Source organism: Pseudomonas putida, from assembly GCF_028682475.1.
GTDB classification, from domain to species: Bacteria; Pseudomonadota; Gammaproteobacteria; order Pseudomonadales; family Pseudomonadaceae; genus Aquipseudomonas; species Aquipseudomonas putida_AG.
The window spans coordinates 99,886-112,651 of the sequence record NZ_JANHLE010000010.1 but is presented as its reverse complement, the minus strand read 5'-3'; the positions used below and the strand labels follow the sequence as shown (position 1 = coordinate 112,651).

The following is a 12,766-nucleotide window of genomic DNA, read 5'->3' as shown; positions in this document are numbered from 1 at the left end:
GGCATCATAAACCTGAATTGCGCTTTGAGCATGCCCCTCTGCCATCGGTATTCACCCCCGGCACGCACATATCTACCACATTGCGCCAAACCTGCCGGACATAGTGCCGGAGCCATGAATCACATAAAGGGCTCTCGCATGACCACGGATAGCACAGGTAACAGCATTCACTACACAACCATTGAGGGCAAGATTCCCCAGTGGATGAAAACCGCGCCCAAGGAAACGTTACAGACGCTGCGTGATGCACACAAACAAGCGCCCGGCTGGCTTGAAAAAGCCTGCCGGGATAAGCCGGAGGTGGCCAAGGCCCTGGCGCAGGAACATGCGGCCTATCGTGGACACCAGGCAGAAGTTGGCAAGCTGTTCAGGAATTTCAAGCATCTCGACGCGTTCGCCAGTCACGCGTTGACCGAAGCCATCAAAAACCAGTTCGGGATGGAGATTGATGTCGCCAGGACGTACCTGCTTGATGCTGTTTTATACAGCGTTGTCTATCAACGCGACTCAGGCCCTAGAAACCCTGAGCTGTGCGTCAAATCCTTGAAGCACTATGCCATGCAAAACTTCGAGGCCAGCGCCACGGAGCCCGGAGGGATGGATGCTTACACGCCGGCCATACGCAGATCGGTGATTCTCGACCAGCGTGGCTATCAAGCGGGTCCGCCTTTCGAGAACGTCGTCGACATCGCCCCCGAACAATTCGCCGCACTGTGCCGAACCCTGGATATCGGCGGTACCTACTACGCCCAGCTCGACAGCATCTACTACCCCACGCCCAAACCTGGCGAAAGCACGCTTGCAGCCCAGGCGGTTGCGATTGAAACGCTGGGCCGCCCGGAAGTATCGGTATTCAAACAAAGCGTGCACCTTGCCTACCTGAAAAACGACATCAGCCAGGCAATGTATGAAGCCGTGCTGGCCACACCACTTGAGGAACTAGCTGCCCCGTCGAGCATGCCGAGCACCTTCGCGTTCCTCAACCTATGGGACGTCGAGCTGACCGGCCTGGTGTCAATCAGCCTGCACCAACCTGATGACTCGAACAGCCAGGTCGTGGCGCTGTACAACCCGCATGATGTCGACACCCCGATCAAGGAGTACGCCTCGTTCGAGGCACTTTGCACACAGTTGCGCGACAGGTTACAGCGGGACATGTCTTACATTGCCCGGCATATCCCCGACGCCAGCAAGTCAACACTCACGGTCAAGCTGCAGGATCGACTGCTGCCACTGACGTTCACCGTTAAAAACATCTACGAACGGGTGCCTGACCCTCAAGCAACGCTGCCGTTAGTACCCCATGCGTTCAAGCGCCCGTTCCTCGCCGAAATGGTCTATCAGGGCTTTGTGCGGCACCGCGATGATGCCAGGTTTCATGCCGTGCCAACGCTGGCCATGGACGCCATGACCTTGCACCGGCGTCTGGCCTACATTGAATCCATTGCGCTTGACGCGCTCAATGCCGTCGCCTTCGTGGTACCCGAGGTGGGCTACCTGATGCTGGCCGCAACGGTCTTGCAGTTGGGCAACGAAGTGTATGAAGGCATCGAGAGCTGGAGCAATGACGACAAGGAAATTGCCTTCGGCTACATGCTGGACGTTGTGGAAAACGTCTCACTCCTGGTATTGCAAGGTCTAGGCGGCGCGGCGATCGGAGCCGAGCTGGGAAGCCAGGGCGAAGGCGTTAAAGAAATCGAGACACCGACGCCAGGGCCTGAACGCATCCCTGTCGAAACCCCTTCGTTCATCGAAGAGCTTGAAGATGTCGAGATGCCCGATGGCGAACCCCGTCTATGGAAACCCGACTTAGTGCCCTTCGTGCAGGATATCGTGATTCCCGCGGAGCTCGAGCCGGACGAGCTGGGTCTACGGCATCACGACGGGAAGGCCTTGCTGGTCCTGGAGGGCCAGGCCTATGCAGTCAAGCAAACGCCCGCTGCTGATGGCTATAGCATTGAGCACCCGACCAAAGCACACAGCTATGAACCGCCGATTCGCCATAACGGCGCAGGCGCCTGGCTGCATGAGCTGGATCAGCCGCAAGAATGGCAAGGCATGCAACTGTTTCGGCGCCTGGGTTATCGCAATGAGCAATTCAGCGATGAAACGGCAATGCGGATCCTGCATGTCAGTGGCACCGATGAGGACGTACTTCGTCGCCTGCTGAGCGAGAATCAACGGCTACCGGCCCAGCTGGAAGACACGATGAAGCGCTTTGCGCTGGACAAAGAAGTCATGCAGTCGCTTGCCCAGGCAGAGGCAAGCATACGTAACGCAGAGCTGGAAAAACGATATGGCCTCTTGCCCGCAAACCAGGCAGCGACCGCCGGCGTGATCCAGCGCGTGTATCCGCAGCTCCCCAGCGCCATCACCGAGGAGTTGCTACGCAACGCCCAGCCATCCGAACTGCAAGCGTTGAGCACCGGAAAAGTGCCAACGCGCCTGGCCGAAGAGATCCGCCTCTACCAGCAACAGATCCGCCTCACTCGTGCATACGAGGGGCTGTACCTGGCGTCGGTGCGCAATCCAGATACTGACCGGTTGATCCTGCACACCCTGCCAACGCTGCCAGGCTGGCCGCCCGAGGTCAGCATTGAATTACACCCGTTTCCGTACTATCGGAGGCTCGACAGTATCGGCCCGGAGAGCGGCGCGCAGCGCATGCTGATCACCAGTAATCCAGCTGGATACATCACCTCGCGCACCGGTACGCCGATCAACCCGGCTGTCGGCCATGACACGATCTACGGAGCATTGTTCGAGGCGTTGAGCGAGACTCAGCGTGCAGCGCTGGCGACCTCCGGCGTGACAGACGCGGTAACCCTCCGCGAGCAGGTTCAGCTGGCACCTCTGCTGCCCCGCTGGCGCCTGCGCAAGATTCTGGGCATGCAACGTCCCGGTTTCAGATCGCCCATGCGCCTGGCCGATGGACGTCTCGGCTACCCCTTGAGCGGCAATGGCAACATCGGTGGGGCACTGAGCCGAAACATGCTGCTGGCCCAGATCAACGACAGCGGGCTACCGCAACGGATCACGGTCTCGGCCGAGCAGATTCTGGCAAGGCTGCAACAGGACGGCAGGTCAGCAGCGCAGATCCAGGACCGGATCAGGCAATTGATCGCTGAACGCCAGGAGCTGCAAGACAGCGTGGATCAATGGCGCGCAGGCCCGGGGACAATTGCCGACCTGGCCAGCCGCGAATCCAGCAGGCAGGAAATCGAAGCGGTCCTCTGGCAACAATGGTTCCACAGCGCAGTGCCAGAGCTCAACCAAGCGCTGCGGCCTTTACGTCTACAGCACACATTCATCGCCGAGTTCCCCCAGCACCTGCCGGACTTCATTGCGGCACGCACCCGGCATCTACAGCTGATCAACCTGTCACTCGATCACTCGGCGGATGGTTCCCTCGGCTGGGCGCAGTTCGAGGCTCAGCTGAGCAATCTCTTCCAGCACTTCCCCCTCCTTGAAAGACTGGAGATCGAGCGCCCCTACAGTGCCAACGCAGCAGCTTCCGAGCTCTCCAGCAGTCTTGAGTTGATCGTCAGAAGCTTTCCCCACCTGACAGAGCTGAGATTCATCAACCAGAACCTTGTGCTGACAGCGCAAAGCTTCGAACAGCTGGCCACACGCCAACACCTTGGCCGCCTGGATCTGAGTGGCAATACCTTGGCGCCAGACCTGCCCTTGCGTCTGCCCGACTGGCAGCTGCAGCGCCTTGGCCTGGAGCGCATGAGGTTTGCCAGCTGGCCTGCCTGGCTGGACAGTCAGGCACTGGAACGAATCGGCGAAGTTTCGCTGCGCAGCAACAACTTCACCGTGGTGCCTGAGTTCCTGGTAAACAACGACATCGACCCCGACCACCAGACACTGGTGTCTCTGGACGGTAATGCCATTTTCCCGGCCCAGCTGCGCGACATGTACCTCAGCCAGGATGGGCAAGCGCGCAGATTCAGTTTCAATCTGGCGCTCCCACTGGCCATCGAAGAGCGCCTGTTGGCGTTGATAGACGAGCGCCAGGCGTTGCGCGAAGCGGTGTACCAGTGGGCGAACAGCTCAAGCTCGTCAGCGCCGCTGAGCAACGAAACCATACGCTCGCGAACCCAGCTCGCCGAGGTGATCCTCGACTTCTGGGAGCAACGGGTGCGCGGTGCCAGCCTGTTCCCATTGCACCTTGAAGACCTGTCACTGAGTGACTTTCCTTCACGCTTGCCGGGCTTTTTCTACGGTTATGTTGAACACCTCAGGCTCAGGCGCGTCAACGCGTCCACTGGGCAACTCAATCAATTGCTGCGGCGCTTCCCGGCGCTCAGCTCACTGACCCTCGAAGGGCATGTGCAGCCTCTGCGCACCCTGCCATCGGCACTGGTCGACGCCGCCGGGATCCGCGAGTTGAACCTTCGCGAGCAAGGCCTGGTGGTCGATCAAGCGGTCATCGACGACCTGGCCCGCATGCGTGGCCTGATTGCCCTGGACCTGTCCGGTAACCGCTTCAGCCCGGCCCTGCCAAGCTCGATCGAGTTCAGTCGGCCACTGCATCGTCTGTATTTGCGCAACGTCGGGCTGCAGAGCTGGCCTGCGTGGTTGAGCGACCTGATGCCCCTGTATGTGCTGGCGCTGGACGACAACCTGCTGACCGAGCTTCCCGAGCCGATCCTGAGCAACCCGGAAAATGACGATGGCTTTACCTCCATCTCACTCACCGGCAATCCGCTGAGCCACGAGACCATGCAACGAGCCCACCTCTCCCAGGGCCGTCATCGAAGCTATACCTTCGACATGGATCTGCCGCTGGAAATCCTCAACCTGCAACCGCTCGACTACCACTTCAGCAGCGACGACAGCTCGCCAGGCAGCAGCCCAGGCAGCGTCGGCAGTGCGGCAAGCGCCCATCGCCATAGTCCAGTCCCCTGGCTGCCCGGGGATGTGCCGAATGTCGAACGCTGGTTACAGGGCTCGGAGCAGATGCGCACGGCCCATAGAAGCCAGTGGCAAGTGCTCGAGCACAGCGCTGATGCCGAGGATCTGCTGGGGCTGGTCGGACGCTTGTCGCAGTCAGCCCCCTACCGCACCCATTCGTCCAGACCCGAATTCATTGACCGGGTCTGGCGAGTACTGGACATGGCGGCAGACAACAGCGATCAGCGCCAGCTTTTCAATGGCATGGCTCAAGACGGGGCCTCTTCGAAAACCTGCCACGATGGCGCACTCCTGGTGTTCAAACAGATCGAGGAGCAACTGCTGATAAGGCAGGTGGAGATGGCCATACCCGGGGCCAACCACGACCAGTACATGTATCAGTTAACCCGCCGTCTGTACCGCCAGCGGGAACTTGACAACATCGCGCGTGAGCTAGCAAACGACAGAGACGAGGCAGAACTGCGGCTGGCCTACCACCGCAGGTTGGCCACCGTGCTGGATCTGCCTGCCCCTGCTGACCATATGCTGTATGAAAGCGCCGTCAGGCTGCAGCGGGGGGAACTCGAAAGGGTTGAAAGGCGGATCCGCGAGGCCGAAGACGGAGAGTCGTTCCTGCAGTTCGCGGCCAGCTTCAGGCTCTGGGAGAGTTACCTGCGCGATACCCATGCCGAACGCTTCGAAGCAATCACCAATACCTACCGTGAGGAGGAACGCCGGCTGTTTGAGCAACATCCGGATGATTCGATCGAAGCACTGGAGCCTTCCCTGCAGATACTCAGGGATAACCTGCAAAACCAGGAGCAAGCCCTGCTCCGCGAACTGACCAACCAGGCCGGCAGACGCCAGGACTAGACACGGGTACCGGGCAATCCCCGCCCGCCCGTCGAGGACGGGCGGGCTTCATCCCTCATTTGCCATACCGGCCTTTAGCCCAGTCCAGCGTGGTTTCCAGCAATTGCCGCAACACCACCTGGGTCGGCTGCGCCAGGTCCTCGCGATAGCTGAACGGCTCGACCTCTTCCATGTAGGTACTCTGCGCCAGCTCCAGCTGCACTGCATGGATGTGGTTGGCCGGGTCGCCATAGTGACGGGTGATATGCCCGCCCTTGAAGCGGCCATTGAGCACATGGCTGTATTGCCCCGCTTCGGCGCAGACGCCCTGTAGACGCTCGGCCAGCTGCGGATCGCAACTGGCGCCATTGAAGGTGCCGAGATTGAAGTCCGGCAGCTTGCCTTCGAACAGGTGCGGGATGTGCGAACGGATCGAGTGGGCATCCCACAGCAGTGCGTAACCGAACTGCTCGCGCAGGCGCGCCAGCTCACGACGGATCGTGTCGTGATAAGGGCGCCAGATCCCCTCCAGGTACTCCGCCCGTTCTTCTGCCGACGGCTCCTTGCCCGCCTGGAACAGCGGTTCACCCTCGAACAGGGTGGCTGGATACAGGCCGGTGGTAGCACCGGCATATAGCGGTTTGTCGTCATCCGGGCGATTCAGGTCGATGACAAAGCGCGAGTACTCGGCGGCCACCACGCTGGCCCCCAGCTCGCGGGCAAAATCGTACAGCTGCGGGATATGCCAGTCGGTATCGGGCAGGCTCTGCGCCGGCGCCACCAGCCCGGCCTTGACCACCGGCGTCAAACGCAGGCCGGCATGCGGCATGCTGATCAGCAGCGGCAGGCTGCCTTGGTGAAAGCTCAGTACCTTGTCCATAGGCGCTCCTTCAATTGAAAATTTCGCGGCCCAGACGCACCACCCGCTTGGGCAGGTCGCCGCCCAGCCAATAGCACAGGTCCGCCGGACGCTCGATCTGCCAGGCGACAAAGTCCGCGACCTTGCCGACTTCCAGCGAGCCATGGCTGTGGCCCAGTCCCAGCGCAGTGGCGGCATGGGTGGTGACGCCCGCCAGAGCCTCTTCCGGGGTCATGCGGAACAGGGTACAGGCCATGTTCAGCATCAGTCGCAGCGACAGCGCCGGCGAGGTGCCGGGGTTGAGGTCAGTGGCGATGGCGATCTTCACCCCGTGCTTGCGCAAGGCCTCCATCGGCGGTAGCTGGGTTTCGCGCAGGAAGTAGAACGCACCCGGCAACAGCACCGCCACCGTACCGGCTGCCGCCATGGCAAGCGCATCGTCCTCGGTCATGAACTCCAGATGATCGGCCGACAGCGCCTGGTAACGCGCCGCCAGGCTGGAGCCGGCCAGCGACGACAGTTGCTCGGCATGCAGCTTGACCGGCAGTTTCAGCGCCTGGGCCTTGATGAACACGCGCTCGACCTGCGCCGGGGAAAACGCCAGGTATTCGCAGAACGCATCGACGGCATCGACCAGCCCCTCGGCCGCCAGGGCCGGGAGCATCTCGTCGCAGATATGGCTGATGTAGTCGTCAGCCCGGTCCTTGTACTCCGGCGGCAAGGCATGGGCGGCCAGGCAGGTACTGCGCACGGTCAGCGGCAACTCTTCGCCGAGGCGGCGAATGACCTTGAGCATCTTGCGCTCGTTGGCCAGGTCCAGGCCGTAGCCAGACTTGATCTCCAGAGTGGTGACGCCATCGCGCATCAACGCCTGGACCCGCTGGCGGGCACTGGCGAACAGTTCATCTTCACTGGCCGCGCGGGTCGCCCGTACGGTGCTGGCAATACCGCCGCCCTGGGCGGCGATCTCGGCATAGCTGACCCCTTGCAGGCGCTGCTCGAACTCGCTGCTGCGATTGCCGCCGAACACCGCGTGGCTATGGCAATCGACCAGCCCCGGGGTAACCCAGGCGCCGCCCAGGTCCACGGTCCTGTCAGCGCTCAGGCTTGGCAGCGACTGGCGCGGGCCGATCCACTCGATGTGGCCGGCACTGGTAACGATCGCCGCATCCTCGATGATCGAGTAAGTGCCTTGGGCCATGCTCGCCACATGGCAGTGCTGCCAGAGGGTTCTCATGCAATGTCTCCGTTTCTAGCGGTGAAGTTGGGACGGATCCTGGGCCAGCGGCGCTTCGCCCTTCGCTGCCCGCGGCTTGCACCACAGCAGGTAGGAGGCGACCAGGAACAGCACCCAGACCACGCCGACCAGCAGCGCTGCCTGAGTATCAGGGAAGTAACCGAGCACGCCGAACACGAACAGCATGAAGGCAATCGCCGCTGCCGGACCATAAGGCCAGAACGGCACCGGGAACTTCAGCTCGGCGACTTCTTCACGGCTCATGCTGCGACGCATGGCGACCTGGGTGACCAGGATCATCAGCCACACCCAGACGGTCGCAAAGGTAGCGATCGAGGCGATCAGCAGGAACACGTTTTCCGGGATCAGGTAGTTGAGCACTACGCCACCGAGCAAGGCTGCGCCCATGACCAGCACGGTCATCCATGGCACGCCATGGCGGGAGATTTTCGCAAAGCCCTTCGGTGCATGCCCTTGTTCGGCCAGACCGTACATCATGCGGCCGGCGCCGAAGATATCGCTGTTGATCGCCGACACTGCTGCCGAGATCACCACGATGTTCAGCACTGTCGCCGCCGAGCCGATCCCCAGGTTACTGAAGATCTGCACGAACGGGCTGCCCTGGCTGCCGATCTGCGGCCATGGGTACAGGCACATCAGCACGAACAGGGTCAGCACATAGAACAGCAGGATGCGCATCGGCACGGCGTTGATCGCCTTGGGCAACACGCGCTGCGGATCCTTGGCCTCACCGGCGGTGATACCGATGATTTCGATGCCACCGAAGGCAAACATCACCACGGCGAACGAAGCGATCAGACCGCCAATGCCATTGGGCATGAAGCCGCCATGCTCGAACAGGTTGCTGATACCCACAGCGTTGTCGGCACTGGCGTTGCTCAGGCCGAAGATCATGATGCCGAAGCCGGCCAGGATCATCGCGACGATGGCGCTGACCTTGAGCAGCGACAGCCAGAATTCCATCTCGCCGAAGACTTTGACGTTACACAGGTTCAGGCCGCCAATCAGGAAGACGATGCCCAGCACCCAGATCCAGCGGGCCACCTCCGGAAACCAGAAGCCCATATAGATGCCGAAGGCGGTCACGTCGGCCAGGCAGACGATGATCATTTCGAAGGCGTAGGTCCAGCCCAGGATGAAACCCGACATCGGCCCCAGGTAGGTGCTGGCGTAGCTGCCAAAGGAACCGGACACCGGATTGTGCACGGCCATCTCGCCCAGTGCGCGCATGACCATGAACACCGCGGCGCCACCGATCAGGTAGGCCAGCAGCACGGCGGGGCCGGCCATCTGGATGGCCGAGGCAGAGCCATAGAACAACCCGGTGCCAATGGCCGAACCGAGCGCCATGAAACGGATATGACGGGCCGTCAGGCCGCGTTTGAGCCCTTCTGCTTGTTGCATGTCGCGTCCTTATTCTTGTTCTTGGGGTGTTGCTCAATGACAGGGGGCTGCTATGCAGCCCATCGCCGGCTCCGCCAGCTCCCACAATGTTCCTGTGGGAGCTGGCGAAAGCCGGCGATGAAGTGTCACAGGCTAGGCAGGACCTTGGCCGGCAGCAGCGCGGTCAGGGAACCTTCGGCCAGCAGGGCGATAGCCGCCTCGATGTCCGGCGCGAAGAAACGGTCCTTCTCGTAGAAGGCGACCTTGCCACGCAGGGCCTTACGCGCCTGCTCCAGCTTCGGCGAAGTTTTCAGGCCTTCGCGCAGGTCCAGGCCCTGGGCGGCGGCCAGCCATTCCACGGCGAGCACACCGCGGGTGTTTTCAGCCATTTCCCACAGACGCTTGCCGGCGGCCGGGGCCATCGACACGTGGTCTTCCTGGTTGGCCGAAGTCGGCAGGCTGTCGACGCTGTGCGGGTGCGCCAGGGCCTTGTTCTCGCTGGCCAGTGCGGCCGCGGTGACCTGGGCGATCATGAAGCCGGAGTTGACCCCGCCGTTGGCCACCAGGAACGGCGGCAGCTGCGACATGTGCTTGTCCATCATCAGCGAGATGCGGCGCTCGCTCAGCGAACCGATCTCGGCAATCGCCAGAGCCATGTTGTCGGCGGCCATGGCCACCGGCTCGGCGTGGAAGTTACCACCGGAGATCACATCACCTTCGGCAGCGAACACCAGCGGGTTGTCGGACACGGCGTTGGCTTCGATCACCAGCACTTCGGCAGCCTGACGCAACTGGGTCAGGCAAGCGCCCATGACCTGTGGCTGGCAGCGCAGCGAGTACGGGTCCTGGACCTTGCCGCAGTTTTCGTGGGAGGCCGAGACTTCGCTGCCGTCACCGAGTAGGTCGCGGTAGCAGGCGGCGGCATCGATCTGACCACGTTGACCACGGGCGGCATGGATGCGGGCGTCGAACGGCGAACGCGAACCCAGTACCGCTTCGACCGTCAAGGCACCGATCGAGGTGGCGGCGGCGAACAGGTCTTCACCTTCGAACAGACCGCGCAGGGCATAGGCGGTAGATGCCTGGGTGCCGTTGAGCAGTGCCAGACCTTCCTTGGCCGCCAGGGTCAGCGGCTCGAGACCGGCAACCGCCAGGGCTTCGGTAGCCGACAGCCATTGGCCGTTGTGGCGCGCCTTGCCTTCACCGAGCAGTACCAGCGACATATGCGCCAGCGGTGCCAGGTCGCCGGAAGCGCCCACCGAACCTTTGAGCGGGATGTGCGGATAGACTTCGGCGTTGATCAGCGCGATCAGCGCGTCGATCACCTTGCGGCGAATCCCGGAGAAGCCACGGCTCAGGCTGTTGACCTTGAGCACCATGATCAGTCGCACCAGGGCATCGTCGATCGGCTGGCCAACGCCAGCAGCGTGCGACAGCACCAGCGAACGCTGCAGGTTTTCCAGGTCATGGCTGGCGATGCGGGTCGAGGCCAGCAGGCCGAAACCGGTGTTGATGCCGTAGGCGGTGCGGTTCTCCGCGAGGATCTGCTCGACACAAGCGACGCTGTCGTCGATCTGCTGATCGGCGCTGGCATCCAGCTTGAGGGTTACCGGCTGCTGGTAGATCGCACGCAGCTGAGCCAGGGTCAGGGTGCCGGGCTTCAGGGTCAATTCAGTCACGTTAATGCTCCGTACTCGTGAGGCGTATGCGCCTGCATAGATATCAGTATCAACCATTTACCGCAGATCAGCCTGTGATCATCGGCAGGTTCAAGCCTTGTTCTTTGGCGCAGTCGATGGCGATCTGGTAACCGGCATCGGCGTGACGCATGACACCGGTGGCCGGGTCGTTGTGCAGGACGCGGGCGATACGCTCGGCAGCCTCGTCGGTACCGTCGCAGACGATGACCATGCCCGAGTGCTGGGAGAAGCCCATGCCGACGCCACCACCGTGGTGCAGGGAGACCCAGGTCGCGCCGCTGGCGGTGTTGAGCAGGGCGTTGAGCAGCGGCCAGTCGGAGACGGCGTCGGAGCCATCCTGCATCGACTCGGTTTCGCGGTTAGGGCTGGAAACCGAGCCGGAGTCGAGGTGGTCGCGGCCAATAACGATAGGCGCCGACAGCTCACCGCTGCGCACCATTTCGTTGAACGCCAGGCCGAGCTTGGCACGCAGGCCCAGGCCGACCCAGCAGATACGCGCTGGCAAGCCCTGGAAGCTGATGCGCTCGCGGGCCATGTCCAGCCAGTTGTGCAGGTGCGCGTCGTCCGGGATCAGTTCCTTGACCTTGGCGTCGGTCTTGTAGATGTCTTCGGCATTGCCCGACAACGCCGCCCAGCGGAATGGACCGATACCGCGGCAGAACAGCGGACGGATGTAGGCCGGTACGAAGCCCGGGAAGTCGAAGGCATTGCTGACGCCCTCTTCCTTGGCCATCTGGCGGATGTTGTTGCCGTAGTCGAAGGTCGGCACGCCCTGCTTCTGGAACTCGAGCATGGCTTTGACGTGCACGGCCATCGATTGCTTGGCGGCTTTGACCACTGCAGCCGGCTCGGTCTGCGCGCGGTCGCGGTACTGTTCCCAGGTCCAGCCGGCAGGCAGGTAACCGTTGAGCGGGTCGTGGGCGCTGGTCTGGTCGGTGACCATGTCCGGACGCACGCCACGCTTGATCAGCTCCGGCAGAATTTCGGCGGCGTTGCCCAGCAGGGCGATGGAGATGGCTTTGCCTTCGGCGGTGTACTTGGCGATGCGGGCCAGGGCGTCATCGAGATCCTTGGCTTGCTCGTCGACATAACGGCTGCTCAGGCGGAAGTCGATGCGGCTCTGCTGACATTCGATGTTCAGCGAGCAGGCGCCGGCCAGGGTCGCGGCCAGTGGCTGGGCGCCGCCCATGCCACCGAGGCCTGCGGTCAGTACCCACTTGCCCTTGAGGCTGCCGTTGTAGTGCTGGCGGCCGGCTTCGACGAAGGTTTCGTAGGTGCCCTGAACAATGCCCTGGCTACCGATGTAGATCCAGCTGCCGGCGGTCATCTGGCCGTACATGGCCAGGCCCTTGGCATCCAGTTCGTTGAAGTGCTCCCAGTTGGCCCAGTGGGGTACCAGGTTGGAGTTGGCGATCAGTACGCGCGGGGCGTTGCTGTGGGTCTTGAACACGCCGACCGGCTTGCCCGACTGCACCAGCAGGGTTTCGTCTTCGTTGAGGTTGGTCAGGCTCTCGACGATCTTGTCGTAGCACTCCCAGTTACGTGCGGCACGGCCAATACCACCGTAAACCACCAGTTCTTTCGGGTTTTCTGCGACTTCCGGGTCGAGGTTGTTCATCAGCATGCGCAGCGGCGCTTCAGTCAGCCAGCTCTTGGCGGTGAGCTTGTTGCCGCGGGCAGCGCGGATTTCGACGTCACGGAATTTTTTGAAGTTGTTGTCAGTCACGGAAATGGCTCCTAAGCGATCAGTCCAAACCAACCCAGGCATTGGGTGTGTGATGGTGCTTATACAAACACATCTTTACTTGTATGTAC

Annotated in this window: 6 protein-coding genes; 1 reads left to right on the top strand and 5 read right to left on the bottom strand. The window is 61.9% G+C overall.

Annotated features, from left to right (window positions below):
- Nucleotides 1-138: 138 nt before the first annotated feature.
- Complete coding sequence (locus NPS47_RS11075; RefSeq protein ID WP_274295013.1) at nucleotides 139-5,772, top strand: NEL-type E3 ubiquitin ligase domain-containing protein; 5,634 nt, start codon at nucleotides 139-141, stop codon at nucleotides 5,770-5,772.
- A gap of 55 nt (nucleotides 5,773-5,827) precedes the next feature.
- On the opposite strand, the gene hutG is transcribed toward NPS47_RS11075, so the two are convergent.
- The 5 genes from hutG to hutU form a co-directional block, all read right to left on the bottom strand.
- Nucleotides 5,828-6,631 (bottom strand): N-formylglutamate deformylase, encoded by an 804-nt coding sequence (hutG, locus tag NPS47_RS11070; protein ID WP_274295012.1) that lies wholly within the window; start codon nucleotides 6,629-6,631, stop codon nucleotides 5,828-5,830.
- Nucleotides 6,632-6,641: 10 nt separating this feature from the next.
- Nucleotides 6,642-7,847: an imidazolonepropionase gene (gene hutI, locus NPS47_RS11065; protein ID WP_274295011.1), complete on the bottom strand. Its 1,206-nt coding sequence runs from the start codon at nucleotides 7,845-7,847 to the stop codon at nucleotides 6,642-6,644.
- A gap of 15 nt (nucleotides 7,848-7,862) precedes the next feature.
- On the bottom strand, nucleotides 7,863-9,272 hold the full coding sequence (locus NPS47_RS11060) for an amino acid permease (RefSeq protein ID WP_274295010.1): 1,410 nt from the start codon (nucleotides 9,270-9,272) through the stop codon (nucleotides 7,863-7,865).
- 125 nt (nucleotides 9,273-9,397) lie between these two features.
- The gene (gene hutH / locus NPS47_RS11055; protein ID WP_274295009.1) at nucleotides 9,398-10,930 is read right to left on the bottom strand and encodes a histidine ammonia-lyase; all 1,533 of its coding nucleotides are present in this window, start codon (nucleotides 10,928-10,930) and stop codon (nucleotides 9,398-9,400) included.
- Between the two features lie 67 nt (nucleotides 10,931-10,997).
- Complete coding sequence (hutU, locus tag NPS47_RS11050) at nucleotides 10,998-12,677, bottom strand: urocanate hydratase (RefSeq protein WP_038615459.1); 1,680 nt, start codon at nucleotides 12,675-12,677, stop codon at nucleotides 10,998-11,000.
- Between the last annotated feature and the right edge of the window lie 89 nt (nucleotides 12,678-12,766).